The sequence below is a fragment of the Ramlibacter sp. genome (assembly GCF_036383835.1).
Taxonomy (GTDB): Bacteria; Pseudomonadota; Gammaproteobacteria; order Burkholderiales; family Burkholderiaceae_C; genus Ramlibacter.
This window is the reverse complement of the sequence record NZ_DASVNN010000073.1, coordinates 1-17,478: the sequence shown is the minus strand read 5'-3', so window position 1 is coordinate 17,478 and position 17,478 is coordinate 1. Positions and strand designations below refer to the sequence as shown.

The 17,478-nt window shown below is 69.2% G+C and carries 17 protein-coding genes; 16 read left to right on the top strand and 1 reads right to left on the bottom strand.

Features of this window, described 5'->3' with window-relative positions:
* Positions 1-4 precede the first annotated feature (4 nt).
* The 9 genes from coxB to VF522_RS12315 all read left to right on the top strand — a co-directional run bounded on the left by coxB (position 5) and on the right by VF522_RS12315 (position 7,380).
* On the top strand, positions 5-961 hold the full coding sequence (gene coxB / locus VF522_RS12355; protein ID WP_330908571.1) for a cytochrome c oxidase subunit II: 957 nt from the start codon (positions 5-7) through the stop codon (positions 959-961).
* Between the two features lie 38 nt (positions 962-999).
* Positions 1,000-2,937: a cytochrome c oxidase subunit I gene (gene ctaD, locus VF522_RS12350; RefSeq protein ID WP_414709513.1), complete on the top strand. Its 1,938-nt coding sequence runs from the start codon at positions 1,000-1,002 to the stop codon at positions 2,935-2,937.
* The gene (locus VF522_RS12345; RefSeq protein ID WP_330908569.1) at positions 2,934-3,551 is read left to right on the top strand and encodes a cytochrome c oxidase subunit 3; all 618 of its coding nucleotides are present in this window, start codon (positions 2,934-2,936) and stop codon (positions 3,549-3,551) included. Before ctaD ends, VF522_RS12345 begins: the two co-directional genes overlap by 4 nt.
* 2 nt (positions 3,552-3,553) lie before the next feature.
* Positions 3,554-3,898, top strand: a complete 345-nt coding sequence (locus VF522_RS12340; protein WP_330908568.1) for a hypothetical protein — start codon at positions 3,554-3,556, stop codon at positions 3,896-3,898.
* An 8-nt stretch (positions 3,899-3,906) separates the two neighbouring features.
* The gene (locus VF522_RS12335; protein ID WP_330908567.1) at positions 3,907-4,767 is read left to right on the top strand and encodes a cytochrome c oxidase assembly protein; all 861 of its coding nucleotides are present in this window, start codon (positions 3,907-3,909) and stop codon (positions 4,765-4,767) included.
* Positions 4,768-4,804: 37 nt separating this feature from the next.
* Complete coding sequence (locus tag VF522_RS12330; RefSeq protein ID WP_330908566.1) at positions 4,805-5,158, top strand: YciI family protein; 354 nt, start codon at positions 4,805-4,807, stop codon at positions 5,156-5,158.
* A gap of 106 nt (positions 5,159-5,264) precedes the next feature.
* Positions 5,265-5,687, top strand: coding sequence for a YciI family protein (locus tag VF522_RS12325; protein WP_330908565.1), 423 nt, complete (start codon positions 5,265-5,267; stop codon positions 5,685-5,687).
* A gap of 12 nt (positions 5,688-5,699) precedes the next feature.
* Entirely contained in the window at positions 5,700-6,110 is a 411-nt protein-coding gene (locus tag VF522_RS12320) for a VOC family protein (protein WP_330908564.1), read from the top strand.
* 4 nt (positions 6,111-6,114) lie between these two features.
* Complete coding sequence (locus VF522_RS12315) at positions 6,115-7,380, top strand: RNA polymerase sigma factor (protein WP_330908563.1); 1,266 nt, start codon at positions 6,115-6,117, stop codon at positions 7,378-7,380.
* Between the two features lie 107 nt (positions 7,381-7,487).
* Here VF522_RS12315 and VF522_RS12310 read toward each other — a convergent pair whose 3' ends face one another.
* Entirely contained in the window at positions 7,488-8,063 is a 576-nt protein-coding gene (locus VF522_RS12310) for a DUF2889 domain-containing protein (protein ID WP_330908562.1), read from the bottom strand.
* An 89-nt stretch (positions 8,064-8,152) separates the two neighbouring features.
* On the opposite strand from VF522_RS12310, the gene VF522_RS12305 reads away from it, so the two are divergent.
* The 7 genes from VF522_RS12305 to VF522_RS12275 form a co-directional block, all read left to right on the top strand.
* A complete protein-coding gene (locus tag VF522_RS12305) occupies positions 8,153-10,873 on the top strand; it encodes an excinuclease ABC subunit UvrA (protein WP_330908561.1) in 2,721 nt (906 codons plus the stop codon).
* Positions 10,870-11,790 (top strand): adenylate/guanylate cyclase domain-containing protein, encoded by a 921-nt coding sequence (locus VF522_RS12300; protein ID WP_330908560.1) that lies wholly within the window; start codon positions 10,870-10,872, stop codon positions 11,788-11,790. The genes VF522_RS12305 and VF522_RS12300 overlap by 4 nt, the downstream gene beginning before the upstream one ends.
* 178 nt (positions 11,791-11,968) lie before the next feature.
* A complete protein-coding gene (locus VF522_RS12295; RefSeq protein ID WP_330908559.1) occupies positions 11,969-12,637 on the top strand; it encodes a TetR/AcrR family transcriptional regulator in 669 nt (222 codons plus the stop codon).
* Positions 12,634-13,521, top strand: coding sequence for an SDR family oxidoreductase (locus tag VF522_RS12290; protein ID WP_330908558.1), 888 nt, complete (start codon positions 12,634-12,636; stop codon positions 13,519-13,521). The genes VF522_RS12295 and VF522_RS12290 overlap by 4 nt, the downstream gene beginning before the upstream one ends.
* A complete protein-coding gene (locus VF522_RS12285; protein ID WP_330908557.1) occupies positions 13,518-15,167 on the top strand; it encodes an acyl-CoA carboxylase subunit beta in 1,650 nt (549 codons plus the stop codon). Before VF522_RS12290 ends, VF522_RS12285 begins: the two co-directional genes overlap by 4 nt.
* Before the next feature lie 85 nt (positions 15,168-15,252).
* Positions 15,253-16,428 (top strand): acyl-CoA dehydrogenase family protein, encoded by a 1,176-nt coding sequence (locus VF522_RS12280; protein ID WP_330908556.1) that lies wholly within the window; start codon positions 15,253-15,255, stop codon positions 16,426-16,428.
* 4 nt (positions 16,429-16,432) lie between these two features.
* The coding region (locus VF522_RS12275; RefSeq protein WP_330908555.1) for an acetyl-CoA carboxylase biotin carboxylase subunit at positions 16,433-17,478 on the top strand (1,046 nt) is incomplete at its 3' end.

Sequence of the window (17,478 nt, the reverse complement as noted above, 5' to 3'; positions counted from 1 at the left end):
GGGCGTGCATGACGCACTGAACGCCTTCGGCCCGCAGGCCGGCCACGTCGTCGACCTCTGGCGCATCTTTTTGCTGGTCTGCGGCGTGGTGTTCGTCGCGGTGCTGGCCGCGCTGATCCTGGCGATCCGGCGCGCACCGCGCATCCACATGCAGGAAGCACCCGACCTGCGCGCGGTGAATGTGCCGGAGCCGCGTCCGCGCCGCATCGTCACCGCGGCGGTCGCTGCTTCGGTGCTGGGATTGCTGGTGCTGCTCGCCGCCAGCGTGTTCACCGACCGCGCGCTGGCGCGGCTGCCGCTGAAGGACGCGATCAACGTCCGGGTGACTTCGCTGCAATGGTGGTGGAAGGTGACGTACACCGGCGGCCCGGTGAACGAAACCTTCGAGGCGGCCAACGAGATCCACGTGCCGGTGGGCCGGCCGGTGGTGGTCGAACTGAAGTCGGGCGACGTGATCCACAGCCTCTGGATCCCCAGCCTCACCGGCAAGCGCGACCTGATCCCGGGCCGCACCGCGACGCTCACCTTCCGTGCCGACAAGCCCGGCATCTACCGCGCCCAGTGCGCGGAGTTCTGCGGCTTCCAGCACGCCTTCATGGCGCTGGAGGTGCACGCGCACGCGCCGCAGGACTTCGAGAACTGGCGCCGCGCACAGCTCGCGCCGCCGCCGGCACCCGCCGATGCGAGCGCGCAGCGCGGCCAGCAGCTGTTCCAGTCCACCCAATGCGCGATGTGCCACGCGGTGCAGGGCACGATCGCGCAGGGCCGCAAGGCGCCGGACCTGACGCACTTCGCCAGCCGCCGCACCATCGGCGCCGGCACGCTGCCCAATACGCCCGGCAACGTCGCCAGCTGGATCGCCGATCCGCACCGGCACAAGCCCGGCGTCAACATGCCGGCCAACCCGATGTCCAGCGAGGACCTCGCCGCGCTGGTCGCCTACATGGGAACGCTCAGATGACCGGAGTGGAGGAAAGGCGCCGCGGTCCGCTCGGCGAGATGCCGCACCCGCACAAGGGCCAGGTCAAGGACGGCCTGGCCGGCGGCGAGCTGGTCGCGCGCCTGCTGGACGACACCTGGCGCGACCCGCCCGGCTTCCGGGGCTGGTTCTGCGCGGTCAACCACAAGGCGATCGGCAGGCGCTTCCTGGTGACCTGCCTGGTGTTCTTTGCCCTCGGTGGGCTGATGGCCGCCGCCATGCGAATGCAGCTCGCGCGGCCCGGCAACACGCTGATGGATCCGGACCTGTACAACCAGGTGTTCTCCATGCACGGCACCACGATGATGTTCCTGTTCGCGGTGCCGGTGATGCAGGCAGTGGCGATCTACCTGGTGCCGCTGATGCTGGGAACGCGCAGCACCGCGTTCCCCCGCCTGACCGCCTACTCGTACTGGATCTTCCTGTTCGGCGGCGTGACGATCTTCATCGCGTTCTTCCTGAACACGGGCCCGGAGGCGGGCTGGTTCTCCTATCCCCCGCTGGCCGGCCCCGAATACAGCCCGGGCAAGCGCACCGATTTCTGGGCGCAGATGATCACCTTCACCGAGGTGTCGGCGCTGCTGGATGCGGTGATCGTCATCTGCACCGTGTTCAAGATGCGGGCGCCGGGCATGAGCCTCAACCGCATCCCGCTGTACGTGTGGGCGATGCTGGTCACCGCCTTCATGATCCTGTTCGCCATGCCGGCCGTGGCGCTCGCCAGCTCCATGCTGATCCTGGACCGGCTGGTCGCGACCCACTTCTACAACCCGGGCGAAGGCGGCGACGTGCTGCTGTGGCAGCACCTGTTCTGGTTCTTCGGCCATCCCGAGGTCTACCTGATCTTCCTGCCGGGACTGGGCTTCATGTCCGCGATGATCCCGACCTTCGCGCGGCGGCCGATGTTCGGCTACACGGCGATGGTGCTGTCCATCGTCGCCACCGGCTTCCTGTCCTTCGGCCTGTGGGTGCACCACATGTTCGCCACCAACGTGCCGGAGCTGGGCAAGACCTTCTTCACCGCGGCGAGCCTGATGATCGCGATCCCGACGGCCGTCCAGATCTACTGCTGGATCGCCACGCTGTGGACCGGCCGCCTGAACTTCAAGGTGCCGCTGCTCTACGTGCTGTCCTTCTTCTTCATCCTGGTCCTGGGCGGCATGACCGGGCTGATGCTCGCCGCCGTCTCGCTCGACGCGCAGGTGCACGACACCTACTTCGTCGTCGCGCACCTGCACTACGTGCTGCTCGGGGGCGCGGTGTTCCCGCTGTTCGGCGCCTTGTACTACTGGTTCCCCAAGTTCACCGGCCGCATGATGTCCGAGCGGCTCGGGCGCTGGAGCTTCTGGCTGATGTTCACCGGCTTCAACGTCGCCTTCTTCCCGATGCACCTGCTGGGACTGAACGGCATGCCGCGGCGCATCTACACCTACCCCGCGGAGATGGGCTGGGGCAACCTGAACCTGCTGTCCACCGCCGGCGCGGTGACGCTCGCCACCGGCATCCTGCTGACACTGGTCAACGCGGTGCGCAGCGGTCGCCGCGGGTTGGTTGCAGGCCGCGACCCCTGGGGCGCAGGCACGCTGGAGTGGATGGCCGATTCGCCGCCGCGCATCTGCAACTTCGTCGCGCTGCCGGTGGTGCACGGTCGCGATCCCCTGTGGCAGGGCGTGCCGGAAGGACAGCCCGACCACGTGGCCGGACTGGCCGCCGACATCCGCGAAGTGCTGTCCACCACGGTGGCCGAAGGCCGGCCGGACTGCCGGATGATGTTCCCCGAACCCAGCCCCTGGCCTTTCCTGGCCGCGGTGGCGACGACGATCCTGTTCATCGGCTCGATCTTCTCGCCCTGGGCGATCGTCTGGGGGACGATCCCGGTCGCGATCACGCTCATCGCCTGGTTCTGGCCGAACCGGCGCGAAGCCGAGGAGGAACTGGCCCTGGAGCGCGCCCCATGAACGAGCGCGCCGTCGCGAGGAGCCGGGCGCTCGACGTTTCCGGGCTGCCCACCATCGTGTTCGGCCACCGCAGCCTGATGTGGTGGGGCACGCTGGGCGTGATGGCCATCGAGGGCACGGTGTTCGCGCTGGCGGTCATGGCCTACTTCTACCTGCGCAGCCACCAGGAGACCTGGCCGATCAGCTCCAACCCGCCGGACCTGCTCTGGGGGATCGTCAACACCGTCATCCTCGTCGTCAGCGTCTTCCCGGCGATCATGGCGCAGAAGGCCGGGGAGAAACTGAACCTGCGCGGCGTGCAGTTCTGGCTGGTGGTCAGCGTGCTGTTCGGCGTCGGCTTCACCATCGTGCGCGGCTTCGAGTTCGCCACGCTCAACGTGCGCTGGGACAGCAGCGCCTACGGTTCGGTGGTGTGGCTGCTGATGGGCCTGCACACCACGCACATCGTCACCGACCTGCTGGACACCATCGTGCTGACGGTGCTGTTCTTCAAGGGGCCGCTGGACGGCAAGCGCTACGTGGACGTCAGCGAGAACTCGTTCTACTGGTACTTCGTGGTGGCCGCCTGGATCCCGATCTGGCTCGTCGTCTACTGGGGCGCGCGCACCTTGTGAGCATGAAAAGCTGGCTGGCCCTGGTGGCGGCGCCCACCGTCGCACTGGCGACGCAGAGCGTGCTGTACTCGATGGTGACGCCCTCCTGCGGCGCGCAGGTGCGCTTGGCCATGCACCTGGTCGCCGCCGTGGCGCTCGCGATCGTGGTGGTGCTGGCGGTGCTCGCCTTCGCGGAGTCCTCGATGCACCGGCGCGAGCCTGCCTCGCACGACAGCGACGAAGCCCGCACGCCGGTGCCGCGACGTTTCCTCGCCAGCATGGCGGCGGCGGTGGGGGCGCTCTCCGCGCTGGTGATCCTCGCCATGTGGTTCGCGATCTGGGTGCTGTCGCCGTGCGCAACGCTCTGATCGCTGCGATGCTGTTGTCGCCCTGCCTGGTGCGGGCGCATGTGTCGGAGCAGAGTGCCCTGGCGCCCGTCTGGACCACGTGGAACACCGAAGGGTGGCTGCTGCTCCTGTTCGCGGTGTCCGCGACCGGCTATGCGATCGGCGTGCGGCGCCTGTGGGCCAGCGCGGGACGCGGCCGCGGCGTGAGCACGCAGCAGGCCGGGTGGTTCGCGCTCGGGTGGTTGTCGCTGTTCGCGGCGCTGGTCACGCCGCTCGACCCGCTGGGCAGCCGGCTCTTTTCCGCGCACATGGTGCAGCACGAGTTGCTGATGGTGGTGTCCGCGCCGCTGCTGGTGCTGGGGCGGCCGCTGGCGACCTGGACCTGGGCGCTGCCGCCTGCCCAGCGGCGCGCGGTCGGCCGCTGGTTCCAGCGACGGGGCTGGGTCGGCTTCTGGTCGGCGATGACCGATCCGCTCGTCGCCTTCGCCCTGCATGCCGCGGCGCTGTGGGTCTGGCACATCCCCTTCGCCTTCGACGCCGCGCTGCTGCACGAACCGGTGCACATCGCGCAGCACCTGTCCTTCCTGGTCACCGCGCTGTTCTTCTGGTGGTCGGTGCTGGGACACGATCCGCGCGGGCGCTACGGCCCCGGGCATTCGGCTGCCTGTCTCTTCGCGACCATGATGCACACCAGCGCGCTCGGTGCGCTGCTGAGCCTCGCGCCCACGGCCTGGTATGCGCCCTACCTCGATGCGACTTCGGCGCTCGGTTTCGACCCGGTGGAGGACCAGCAACTGGGCGGCCTCATCATGTGGGTGCCGGCGGCGCTCGCGTACGTGATCGCGGCGCTGGCCGTGATCGGCAGGATGCTCACGCGCGTGCGCGCCTGAGTTGCACCACTGCAGGGCGGGCCCTATGATCCGCCGCATGTCCTACATGCTCCTGATCCACGAAGACCCGGCACAGCGCGGCACGCGCACCCGCGAGGAGGGCGAAGCGGTGTTCGGGCGCATGACCGAATTCGCGCGCCGCCTGAAGTCGCAGGACAAGCTGCTGGCCGTGGAGTCGCTCGTGTCGCAGCAGAAAGGCAGCCGCGTGCAGGTGCGCGGCGGCAAGGCGCAGGTGCTCGACGGCCCCTTCGCCGAGGCCAAGGAGATGGTCGGCGGCTTCTTCCTGCTCGATGTGAAGACGCGCGAGGAAGCGCTCGCCATCGCGCGCGAGTGCCCCGCCGCCGAATGGGCGACGGTGGAAGTCCGCGAGACCGGTCCCTGCTTCCTGTAAGGGTTTGTACCGGCCCGGCAGCTTGTCGATTCCCGGCCGCGACGTTCGTCGTGTGATCGGAGGCGGCGGCGAGGCGCTGCTTCCCACCCACGGAAAGGAGCACCCCATGCGTTTCATCATCCTGGTCAAGGCCACCGCCGATTCGGAAGCCGGCCGCTTCCCCCCGGACAGCGAGAAGCTGTTCCAGGCCATGGCCCATTACCACGAGGAACTCGCCCGTGCCGGCGTGCTGCTGGACGGCTCCGGCCTGCAACCGAGCAGCAAGGGCTGGCGCGTGCAGTACGACGGCACGAAGCGCAGCATCGTCGACGGGCCGTTCGCCGAGACCAAGGAACTGGTCGCCGGCTACACGCTGATCCAGACGCGCACCCGCGACGAGGCGGTCGAGTGGACCAAGCGCTTCCCGAATCCGATCCGCGAAGGCGTGAATTGCCACATCGAGGTGCGGCAGCTGTACGAACTGGAGGACTTCGACGGCCTGGTGGAAGACCAGACCGCGGAGCGTTTCCGCAAGATCGGCATGGAGTAGGAGGAGCACACCATGGGACGCAAGATCTTCGTCAACCTTCCGATCAAGGACATGAAGCGCTCGCAGGGCTTCTTCCGGGAGCTCGGTTTTACTTTCAACCCGCAGTTCACCAACGAGCAGGGCGCCTGCATGGTGATCGCGGAAGACATCTACGCGATGCTGCTGGTGGAACCCTTCTTCCAGACCTTCACGAAGAAGCCGATCGCCGACGCGAAGAAGAGCACCGAGGTGCTGGTGTGCCTGTCTTGCGACAGCCGCGCCGAAGTGGACATGCTGGTGCGGAATGCGCTCGCCGCCGGCGGCACCGCGCCGAACCCGCCGCAGGACCACGGCTTCATGTACGGCCACGGCTTCGAGGACCTCGACGGCCACGTCTGGGAGCTGGCGTGGATGGATCCGCAGGCCCAGCCGCCGCAAGCCTGAGTCCATGCACTCGGCCACGCACCAGGCGATCGCCGCGGTCTGGCGCATCGACGCCGCCAGGATCGTCGCCGTCGTGGCCCGCATGGTGCGCGATGTCGGCGTGGCGGAAGAGCTCGCGCAGGACGCGCTGGTCGCGGCGCTGGAGCACTGGCCCCGCGAAGGCATCCCCGACAAGCCCGGCGCCTGGCTGATGACCACGGCCAAGCGCCGGGCGCTGGACCACCTGCGCCGCGGCAGGATGCAGGACGGCAAGCACGAGGAACTGGTGCACGACCTCGAGGCGCAGGAAGCGCTGGTGGTGCCCGACTTCGTCGATGCGCTCGATGCCGCGCGCCAGGACGACATCGGCGACGACCTGCTGCGGCTGATCTTCACCGCGTGCCATCCGGTGCTGTCCACCGATGCGCGGGTGGCGCTCACGCTCAAGCTGCTGGGCGGCCTCACGACGCACGAGATCGCTCGGGCCTATCTCGTTCCCGAGGCGACGATCGCGCAGCGCATCGTGCGGGCGAAGCGCACGCTTGGCGAGGCCAGGGTGCCGTACGAGGTGCCGCACGGCGAGGAACTGGCGCCGCGCCTGGCGTCGGTGCTGGAGGTGGTGTACCTGGTCTTCAACGAGGGCTACACCGCGACGGCCGGTGGCGACTGGATGCGGCAGGACCTCGTGCAGGAAGCGCTGCGCCTCGGGCGCATGCTGGCGGAGATCGCCTCGGACGCGCCGGAGGTGCAGGGACTCGTCGCCTTGATGGAGCTGCAGGCGTCGCGCATGAATGCGCGGGTGGATCGCGAGGGCCGGCCGATCCTGCTGGCCGACCAGGATCGCACACGGTGGGATCCCTTGCTGATCCGGCGCGGATTGGCGGCGCTGGAGCGCTCGCGTTCGCTCGGGGGCGAGCGCGGCGTGTATGCCTTGCAGGCGGCGATCGCGGCGTGCCATGCGCGGGCGCGGACTGCGGGGGAAACGGATTGGAAGCGCATCGCGGCGCTGTATGCGACGCTGAACGAGGCCGCGCCTTCGCCGGTGGTGGAGCTCAATCGCGCCGTGGCGGTGGGGATGGCGGACGGGCCCGCGGCGGCGCTGGAGATCGTGGATCGGTTGCGGGAATTGCCGGCGCTGAAGAGGTATCAGTGGCTGCCGAGCGTGCGGGGGGATTTGTTGGCGAAGCTGGGGCGCAAGGAAGAAGCGCGCGATGAATTTCTGGCGGCGGCGGAGCTTGCCGGGAATGTTCGTGAGCGGGAGTTGCTGCTCGAGCGGGCGAAGGTGTCGTGACGCTTCGCGGTCGGCGGGGTTCGGCGCTTCGCGCGCTCACCGCCGCCCTACGGGATACCGTGCATTCGTAGGTCGGGGTGAGCGCCGAAGGCCGAACCCCGACGCAATCACGACTCCTGCTTCCGATGAAACTGCGGCGCCAACCGCTGCACCACCGGCCCCTCGAACGCCCACGTCATGCACTGCCCCATGTAGAACGGCGGCTTGCCGTCCTTCGCCGGACCGTCGTCCTTCTTGCCACCCTGCGTCGACCGGTAATGCGGGATCATCTGGAACGCCGCCGTCGCGGCGTTGAACACCAGCTCGCGGTAATGCGTGCAGCCGCCCACGCCGCCGATCGCGCCTTCGATCTTCCTGCGCCAGCCCGGGCCCATGGTGAGGCCGACGAGCTTCTGCATGGGATCGCCGGCAGCGGCATGGCATTCGGTGAACGGCACGTCCAGCACGCCGGTCTGCACCGCGCGGATGGTGAACTGGTCGTCCACCGTCAACCGCACGCGCAGGAAATGGACCGGCTCGCCCGCCGGCAGCAGGCCCTTCTCGCGCATCTGGATGGGCTCGGCCTTGGTGTCGCGCAACTCGCAGTCGATGTCCCACAAGTCATCTTCGCGCAGGAAGCCGTCGAAGCGGATGGTGCGGGTGTGCACGGGGCGGCGGGCGACGGGGGTGGGCAGGTCAGGCATCCGCCTATCTTAGGAGGTGCCGCTCCTACAACACTTTCCGCCTCAGTCCCCGGCCCTGCGAGCCGCGTTGTCTCTACGGTGCGGGGAACATGGGAAAAGAAAGACACGCACCCGCCGGCGGCGAAGCCGATCGGCAAGACAGGCCGGCGGCGCGCGAAGGCGGCTTCGTGCGCGTGCGCGGCGCACGCGAGCACAACCTGAAGGACGTCGACGTCGACGTGCCGCGCGACGCGCTGGTAGTGTTCAGCGGCGTCTCGGGCTCCGGCAAATCCTCGCTCGCCTTCGGCACCATCTATGCCGAGGCTCAGCGGCGCTACCTGGAATCGGTCTCGCCGTATGCGCGACGGCTGATCGACCAGGCCGGCGTGCCCGAGGTGGACTCCATCGACGGCCTGCCACCCGCGGTGGCCCTGCAGCAGCAGCGCGGCACGCCCAGCACACGCTCCTCCGTCGGCAGCGTCACGACCATTTCCAGCCTGTTGCGCATGCTCTATTCGCGCGTGGGCCACTATCCGCACGGCGCGCCCATGCTGTACGCGGAGGACTTTTCGCCCAACACGCCGCAGGGGGCCTGCCCCCACTGCCACGGCCAGGGCCGCGTATACGACGCCACAGAGGCCTCGATGGTGCCGGACGACTCGCTGTCGATCCGCGACCGCGCGATCGCCGCCTGGCCGCCGGCCTGGCACGGCCAGAACCTGCGCGACATCCTGGTGTCCCTGGGCCACGACGTCGACACGCCCTGGCGCGACCTGCCGCGCAAGCTGCGCGACTGGATCCTCTTCACCGACGAGACGCCCAACGTGCCGGTCTATCCGGGCTTCACGCCCAGGGAGACCAAGGCGGCGCTGCGCTCGAAGATGGAGCCGGCGTACATGGGCACCTTCACCAGCGCGCGCAACTACGTGCTGCATACCTTCGCGACGACGCAAAGCGCGATGATGAAGAAGCGCGTGTCGCAGTTCATGGTGAGCACGCCATGCCCGGTATGCCAGGGCAAGCGGCTGAAGCCGGAAGCGCTGGCCGTGACCTTCGCCGGCCACGACATCGGCGCGCTGTCGCAGTTGCCGCTCGAAGACGTGGCGACGATCCTGCGGCCGGCGGCGGAAGGGCGGCTGGAGGCCGTGGCGCAGGCGGGCAACACGCTCACGCGCTCGGCGTCGCGGCAGGCGACGAAGTCGCGCGTCGCCAAGGGCGGCTCGGCGCATACCGCCGCGCCCGACGTGCGCCTCACTTCCGGCGTGTCGGAAGAGAAGCGCATTGCGGCCCAGCGGCTGGCGCACGACCTGCTGGCGCGCATGCAGACGCTGGTGGAGCTCGGGCTCGGCTATCTCTCGCTCGACCGCAGCACGCCGACGCTGTCGCCGGGAGAACTTCAGCGGCTGCGCCTGGCCACGCAGCTCGGCTCGCAGCTGTTCGGCGTGATCTACGTGCTGGACGAACCGTCGGCCGGCCTGCATCCCTCCGACGCCGAGGCGCTGCTCACCGCCTTGCGACGTCTCAAGGAAAGCGGCAACTCGGTTTTCGTGGTGGAGCACGATCTCGCCCTGATGCGGCGCGCCGACTGGCTGGTGGACGTGGGCCCGGCGGCGGGCGAGCGCGGCGGCCAGGTGCTGTACAGCGGTCCGCCGCAGGGCCTGGCCAAGGTCAAGGAATCGCAGACGCGGCGGCACCTGTTCGGGGAAGTGGAGATGCCGCAGCGCGAGCCGCGCCAGGCCCGCGGCTGGTTGCGGCTGGAAGGCATCACGCGCAACAACCTGGAAGGGCTGGACGCGGCGGTCCCCGTCGGCTGCATGACGGCGGTGACCGGCGTGTCCGGCTCCGGCAAGTCGACGCTGGTCACGCGCGCCCTGCTGGAACTGGTGGCGCAGCACCTGGGCAGCGACCTCGCCAGCGAAGAGGAAGAGGCCGACGACCTGATGGCGCCCGATGCCCGCGACGGCACCTGGTCCGGCAAGCTCGCGGGCGACACCGCTGCGATCCGGCGGCTGGTGCAGGTGGACCAGAAGCCGATCGGCCGCACGCCGCGTTCCAACCTCGCCACCTACACGGGTCTCTTCGACGCCGTGCGCAAGCTGTTCGCCGCCACGCCGGCCGCCCGCAAGCGGCGCTACGATCCGGGCCGCTTCTCCTTCAACGTGCCCAAGGGCCGCTGCGAGACCTGCGAAGGCGAGGGCTTCGTCTCGGTGGAACTGCTATTCATGCCCAGTGTCTACGCGCCTTGCCCGCAGTGCCACGGCGCGCGCTACAACGCGCAGACGCTGGAGATCCGCTGGCAGGAGCGCAACATCGCCGAAGTGCTGGGCATGACGGTGGACGAAGCGGCCGCCTTCTTCGCGCAGGAGCCCTCCATCCTGCGACCGCTGCAGGTCCTGCAGGACATCGGCCTGGGCTACCTGCGCCTGGGCCAGCCGGCGACGGAACTCTCCGGCGGCGAGGCGCAGCGGATCAAGCTCGCCACCGAGCTGCAGCGCATGCATCGCGGCGACACGCTCTATGTGCTCGACGAGCCGACCACCGGCCTGCATGCGGCCGATGCCGACCGCCTCATGGCGCAACTGCAGAAGCTGGTGGACGAGGGCAACACCGTGGTGATCGTGGAGCACGAGATGCGGATGGTGGCCCAGAGCGACTGGGTGGTCGACATGGGCCCGGGAGCGGGCGAGCAGGGCGGCCGCGTCGTCGCCGCCGGCACGCCGTTCGAGGTGGCCGAGGCCCCCGGCAGTCGCACCGCGCCATACCTTGCCGAATGCCTTGCTACACTGCGCCGCCGCAGGAAAGCGGGGCACGGAGGCAGCGGGAGCACATGACGGCTACGACGACGGTGGTGTTCGCCGACCTGACCGGCAGCACGGGCGTGTTCGAGACGCTCGGCAACGAGGCGGCCACCCGCACCATCACGTCGCTCACCGATTGGATCGGCGAGGTCTGCCGCGACCACGGCGGCCGCGTCGTGAAGACCCTCGGCGACGGCGTGCTGGCGGTGTTCCCCGCCCCCGAAGGTGCGCTCGAGGCCGTGGTGCGGCTGCAGCGCGAGCACGCGCAACGGCAGGCGCGGCGTGCGCCGGCGCACCAGATGCAGCTGCAGGTCGGCCTGGCCTGCGGCGAGATCGTGGAAGTGGATGGCGACTGCTACGGCGACGCGGTGAACGTCGCTTCCCGGCTGTCCGACCTCTCGGGCGCGCGCCAGATCTGGACCACCGACGGCGTCGTCGACCAGGCGCAGCTGCCGCCGCCCGGCGCGCGCTTCCATGCGCTGGGCCCGGTGCCGATCCGCGGCAAGGCGCAGCCCCTGAACCTGTACCGCGTCGAGTGGCAGGAAGACACCTCCACCGACATGATGACGCTGCCCGGCTTCGGCGCGTCGCCCCAGCGGCTGCTGCGCGGCGCACCGGCCCTGAGCATCGAGCTGCGCTACCTCGACGTGGTGGGCGAATTCGGCGGCGAAGAAATGCCGGTGCACCTGGGCCGCGCCCGCGAAGCCGAATTCGTGGTCCACGACCCGCGCGTCTCGCGCCTGCACGCGCGCATCGAGTGGCGCAACGAGGCCTTCGTGCTGGTGGACATGAGCAGCTTCGGCACCTGCGTGCGCTTCAACGGCGCGCCGACGGAACAGACGCTGCGGCGCGACGACTGCGTGCTGCACGACAGCGGGGAGATCGCCCTGGGGCCGGATTTCGGGGATTGGTCGCTGCCGACGGTGCAGTTTGCGTTGAAGCGGAAATAGCCGTCACCCCCGCGCAGGCGGGGGCCCAGGGCATGGAAGGCAGCGCGCTGCGCGCGCGTCCTGGAGGCCCTGGATCCCCGCCTGTGCGGGGATGACGAGGACCAGGGGATGACGAACTTCCTTTTTCACCAAGCACTTGCTTGCTGAAATTGCAACCGTCTGTCATGATCCCCGCAGCATGCAGACCGCCTCCGCCCGCCGCGCTCCCCGCGCCGCCGCTGCCCCCAAGCGGCCGCGCGGACGGCCGCGCAAGACGGTCGACGAGCGTGACGACGGCAACCGGCGGCGCGCCCTGCTGCGCGGTGCCGCCCGCCTGTTCCGCCGCAAGGGCTTCGACGGCACCAGCACGCGCGACATCGCCGCCGCCGCCGGCATGCAGAGCGGCTCTCCCTTCTATCACTTCAAGAGCAAGCAGGCGCTCCTGTTCGCCGTGATGGAAGAGGGCATGCGGCATGCGGTCGAGCGGCAGCGGCAGGCGATCGCCGCCGCCGGCATGGACGCGCTGCGTCCCGCCGAGCAACTGCGGCTGCTGGTGCGCCACCATTTCGAAGTGCTGCTGGGCACCGGCAGCGACTTCATCCCCGTCATGCTGTACGAGGCGCGTTCGATCTCGCCGCGGCAGCGGGCATCCCTCACCAGCCTGCGCGGCGACTACGAGGGCGTCTGGATGCCCGTGCTGCAGGCGCTGCACGACGCCGGCCGCCTGAAGGCCGACGTGAAGCTGGCGCGGCTCATGATCTTCGGCGCGCTGAACTGGTCGGTGCAATGGTTTGATCGCCGCAAGGAGGCTAGCCTGGACGACCTGACTTCGGCCGCCTTGGCCCTGTTCATCGGAGAGCGTGCATGAGTGTCTACCGTTCGGTGTTCCGTCCCGGCCTGTTCGCCGGCCAGGTGATCCTGGTGACCGGCGGCGGCTCCGGCATCGGCCGCTGCACCGCGCACGAGCTCGCTTCGCTGGGCGCGCACGTGGTGCTGCTTGGGCGCAAGCTGGACAAACTGCAGACGGTGGCCGAAGAGATCGTCAGCGACGGCGGCCGCTGCAGCTTCCACGCCTGCGACATCCGCGACGAGCAGGCCGTGCAGGACGTCGTGCAGGCCGTCACCGCCACCCTCGGCCACATCCACGGCCTGGTGAACAACGCCGGCGGCCAGTACATCACGCCGCTGGAGCAGATCAGCGCCAAGGGCTGGGACGCCGTGGTGGCGACCAACCTCACCGGCGGCTTCCTCCTCGCGCGCGAGTGCTACCTGCAGTCGATGCAGGCGCATGGCGGCGCGATCGTCAACATCGTGGCCGACATGTGGGGCTCCATGCCCGGCATGGCGCACAGCGGCGCGGCGCGCGCCGGCATGGTGAGCTTCACCGAGACCGCGGCGCTGGAATGGGCGAAGAGCGGCGTGCGCGTCAACGCGGTGGCCCCCGGCTACATCGCATCGAGCGGCATGGACCAGTACCCTGCGGAAGCCGGCCCCATGCTGCGCGAGATGCGCGAGACGGTGCCCGCCGGCCGCTTCGGCAACGAGGCCGAGACGTCCGCCGGCATCGTGTTCCTGCTGTCGCCGGCGGCCGCCTTCATCAGCGGCAGCGTGCTGCGCATCGACGGCGCGCGGCCGCAGGTGCGCGCGGGATGGGGCCAGGTGGCGGCGTCCGAAGAGGTGCAGCAGCGCGACGCGGTGAAGCCCTTCGACGGCTTCCATCGCTACAAGGCGCCCAAGGTGTTCCAGCCATGAGTTTCGAATCGCGCTGGAATCCGGAGGGACCGGCCGTCCAGGCGCGCCGCGAGGCCATGCGCGCCCGCGTCGCCGAATTGCGCGCCCTCGAACAGCGCGCCGCCGACAAGTCCGCCGAAGCGCGTGCCGTCTTCGAGAAGCGCGGCCAGTTGCTTCCGCGCGAGCGGGTCGGCCTGCTGCTCGATCCGGGCATGCCTTTCCTGCCCCTGTGCACGCTGGCCGGCTACCTGCAGGACACGAAGGAGGCGGACGCTTCCGTCCCCGGCGGCGGCATGATCGCCGGCATCGGTTTCGTGCGCGGCGTGCGCTGCATGGTGGTGGCGAGCGATTCCGGCATCGACGCCGGCGCGATCCAGGCGATGGGCCTCGACAAGATCCTGCGCGTGCAGGAGCTCGCGCTGCAGAACAAGCTGCCCTTCCTGCATCTCGTGGAGAGCGCCGGCGCCAACCTCATGAAGTACCGCGTGGAAGGCTTCGTGCAGGGCGGCGCGCTGTTCCGCAATCTCGCGCGCCTGTCCGCGGCGGGCATCCCGGTGATCACCGTGCAGCACGGATCGGGCACGGCCGGCGGCGCCTACATGCCGGGGCTGAGCGATATCGTGATCCTGGTGCGCGGGCGCTCGCGGGCGTTCCTGGCGGGGCCGCCGCTGTTGAAGGCCGCGACGGGGGAGGTGGCGACCGAGGAGGAGCTCGGGGGCGCGGAGATGCATGCGAGCGTGTCGGGGCTGGGGGAGTACCTGGCGGAGGATGATCGGGAAGCGTTGGGGATGGCGAGGGAAGTGGTGGCGCGTCTGGCCCTCACTCCAGCCCTCTCCCGCAAGCGGGAGAGGGGGCTACCTCTCCCTCTCCCGCAAGCGGGAGAGGGTCGGGGTGAGGGTGGAGTTCGCGAAGACCTTCTGGGCTTGATGCCCCCCAACCTCCGCGAACCCGTCGACATGCGCGACATCATGCTGCGCCTCGTCGACGACGACTCGCTGCTCGAATTCAAACCGCTCTACGGCGCCGCCACCGTCTGCGCGCAAGGCAGCCTCGACGGCCACGCCGTGGGCTTCGTCAGCAACAACGGACCGATCGACGTGGCCGGGGCCAACAAGGCCACGCATTTCATCCAGTGGATGTGCCAGCTGGGGCACCCCATCGTCTACCTGCAGAACACCACCGGCTACATGGTCGGCAAGGAGAGCGAGCAGGATGGCATGATCAAGCACGGCAGCAAGATGATCCAGGCGGTGACGAATGCGACCGTGCCGCAGATCACCATCCAGTGCGGTGCCTCCTTCGGCGCCGGCAACTACGGCATGTGCGGCCGCGCCTATGCGCCGCGCTTCCTTTTCAGCTGGCCGAGCGCGAAGACCGCGGTGATGGGCGGCGAGCAGGCGGCGCGCACCATGCAGATCGTCACCGAGGCGGCGCTGGCGCGCAAAGGACAGCAGCCCGACGCGGCGCAGTCGCAGGCGCAATTCGACAAGATCGTGTCGGTGTTCGAAGCGCAGTCGGATGCCTTCTACACCTCGGGCCTGGTGCTGGACGACGGCGTGATCGATCCGCGCGACACGCGTGCCGTGCTGGCGTTCTGCCTGGAGACGATCGCGGAGGCAGAGGCGAAGTCCTTGCGGCCGATGCAGTTCGGTGTGGCACGGATGTGAGAACCGATCTTTGTCATTGCGGGCTTGACCCGCAATCCATGGATCCCGGGTCAAGCCCGGGATGACAAGGACAGAGGAGACGACCATGCACTACACGCACGAACATCTCGAGATCCAGAAGACCCTCGAGCGCTTCATCGCCGAGGAGATCAACCCGCACGTCGACGAGTGGGAGGAGGCGGAGATCTTCCCCGCCCACCAGGTGTTCAAGCGCCTGGGCGAGCTCGGGCTGCTCGGCCTCACCAAGCCCGAGGAATACGGCGGCGCCGGCCTCGACTACTCCTACTCGGTCGCGATGGCCGAGGCCCTGGGCCACATCGAGTGCGGCGGCGTGCCGATGGCCATCGGCGTGCAGACCGACATGGCGACGCCCGCGCTGGCGCGCTTCGGCAGCGAGGAGTTGAAGCGCGAGTTCCTGGCGCCGGCGATCGCGGGCGACATGGTGGCCTGCATCGGCGTCAGCGAGCCCGCGGCCGGAAGCGACGTGAGCGGCATCAAGAGCCGCGCGCGCAAGGACGGCGACGACTACGTGATCACCGGCCAGAAGATGTGGATCACCAACAGCCTGCAGGCCAACTGGATGTGCATGCTGGTGAACACGGGCGAGGGCCCGGTGCACAGGAACAAGAGCCTGGTGATCGTGCCGATGCGCGAGAACGGCAAGCTGCGCCCCGGCATCGAGGTGGCACGCAAGATCCGCAAGATCGGCATGAACAGCTCCGACACCGGCCTGATCTACTTCGACGAAGTCCGCGTGCCGCAGCGCTACCGCGTCGGCGCCGAAGGCCAGGGCTTCATCTACCAGATGCAGCAGTTCCAGGAAGAGCGCCTCTGGGCCGCGGCGAGCTGCCTGCAGTCGCTGACCCACTGCATCCAGTGGACGATCGAATGGGCACAGGAGCGAAAGCTGTTCGGCGCCGCGCTGGCCGACCAGCAATGGGTGCAGTTCAAGCTGGCCGAGATGAAGACCGAAGTGGAGGCGCTGCGCGCGCTCACCTACCGCGCATGCGACCTCTATGTGCAGGGCCAGGACGTCCTGGAGCTCGCCTCCATGGCCAAGCTGAAGGCCGGCCGCCTGAATCGCCTGGTGCCCGACACCTGCCTGCAGTTCTGGGGTGGCATGGGCTTCACGTGGGAGAACAAGGTCTCGCGCATGTACCGCGACGGGCGGCTGGCCTCGATCGGCGGCGGCGCGGACGAAGTGATGATGGGCATCCTCGCGAAGCTGATGGGCATCGCGAAACGGCCGGGAGCGCAGTGAAGAAGTGAGACGCCTGCTCGTCGCCAATCGCGGGGAGATCGCCCGCCGCATCATCCGCACCGCGCATCGCATGGGGCTGGAGACGGTCGCCGTGTATTCGCAGGCGGACGCGAACGCGCTGCACGTGCGCGAGGCCACCGAAGCCGTCCCCCTCGGCGGCAACGCTTCCGTCGACTCCTACCTGCGCATCGACAAGATGGTTGCCGCCGCCAGGCAGGCCGGTGCGGACGCGGTGCATCCCGGCTACGGCTTCCTCAGCGAGAACGCGGACTTCGCGCAGGCCGTGGAGGACGCCGGCCTCACCTGGGTGGGCCCGCCGGCCGCGGCGATCCGCATGCTGGGCAGCAAGTCGAGCGCGAAGCGCATCGCGCAGGCCCGCGGCATCCCCTGCCTGCCCGGCTACGAGGGCGAGGACCAGTCGGACTCGCGCCTGCTGATGGAGGCGCAGCACATCGGATTCCCGCTGATGGTGAAGGCCGCGGCGGGTGGCGGCGGCCGCGGCATGCGCCTCGTCACCGAGGAGTCGCAGCTTCTTGCCGCGCTGCAGTCGGCGCGCTCGGAAGCGCGATCCGCCTTCGGTTCCGGCGAGCTGCTGCTGGAACACGCGCTGCTGCAGCCACGGCACGTCGAAGTACAGGTCTTCGCCGACCTGCACGGCAATTGCATCCACCTCGGCGAGCGGGACTGCTCGGTGCAGCGCCGCCACCAGAAACTGATCGAGGAAACGCCGAGTCCCGCCGTGGATGCGCAGTTGCGCGAAGCCATGGGCCAATGCGCCATCGAACTGGCCCGCGCGGCCGGCTACGCAGGCGCCGGGACGGTGGAATTCCTGCTCGATGGCGACCCCGGGTCAAGCCCGGGGCAGGTTTCGTCGTTCTACCTGATGGAGATGAACACGCGCCTGCAGGTGGAGCATCCGGTGACCGAGATGGTGACGGGCATCGACCTCGTCGAATGGCAACTGCGCGTCGCGACGGGCGAGCGTCTTCCCTATCGCTACCGCGACCTCAGCTTCAGCGGCCACGCCATCGAAGTGCGCCTCTGCGCCGA

Bases quoted from the DNA above. Each gene is read 5' to 3' on its own strand.
- ctaD (WP_414709513.1), top strand. From the start codon at position 1,000: ATGCCGCACCCGCACAAGGGCCAGGTCAAGGACGGCCTGGCCGGCGGC.
- VF522_RS12345 (WP_330908569.1), top strand. From the start codon at position 2,934: ATGAACGAGCGCGCCGTCGCGAGGAGCCGGGCGCTCGACGTTTCCGGG.
- VF522_RS12340 (WP_330908568.1), top strand. From the start codon at position 3,554: ATGAAAAGCTGGCTGGCCCTGGTGGCGGCGCCCACCGTCGCACTGGCG.
- VF522_RS12335 (WP_330908567.1), top strand. From the start codon at position 3,907: ATGCTGTTGTCGCCCTGCCTGGTGCGGGCGCATGTGTCGGAGCAGAGT.
- VF522_RS12330 (WP_330908566.1), top strand. From the start codon at position 4,805: ATGTCCTACATGCTCCTGATCCACGAAGACCCGGCACAGCGCGGCACG.
- VF522_RS12325 (WP_330908565.1), top strand. From the start codon at position 5,265: ATGCGTTTCATCATCCTGGTCAAGGCCACCGCCGATTCGGAAGCCGGC.
- VF522_RS12320 (WP_330908564.1), top strand. From the start codon at position 5,700: ATGGGACGCAAGATCTTCGTCAACCTTCCGATCAAGGACATGAAGCGC.
- VF522_RS12315 (WP_330908563.1), top strand. From the start codon at position 6,115: ATGCACTCGGCCACGCACCAGGCGATCGCCGCGGTCTGGCGCATCGAC.
- VF522_RS12310 (WP_330908562.1), bottom strand. From the start codon at position 8,063: ATGCCTGACCTGCCCACCCCCGTCGCCCGCCGCCCCGTGCACACCCGC.
- VF522_RS12305 (WP_330908561.1), top strand. From the start codon at position 8,153: ATGGGAAAAGAAAGACACGCACCCGCCGGCGGCGAAGCCGATCGGCAA.
- VF522_RS12300 (WP_330908560.1), top strand. From the start codon at position 10,870: ATGACGGCTACGACGACGGTGGTGTTCGCCGACCTGACCGGCAGCACG.
- VF522_RS12295 (WP_330908559.1), top strand. From the start codon at position 11,969: ATGCAGACCGCCTCCGCCCGCCGCGCTCCCCGCGCCGCCGCTGCCCCC.
- VF522_RS12290 (WP_330908558.1), top strand. From the start codon at position 12,634: ATGAGTGTCTACCGTTCGGTGTTCCGTCCCGGCCTGTTCGCCGGCCAG.
- VF522_RS12285 (WP_330908557.1), top strand. From the start codon at position 13,518: ATGAGTTTCGAATCGCGCTGGAATCCGGAGGGACCGGCCGTCCAGGCG.
- VF522_RS12280 (WP_330908556.1), top strand. From the start codon at position 15,253: ATGCACTACACGCACGAACATCTCGAGATCCAGAAGACCCTCGAGCGC.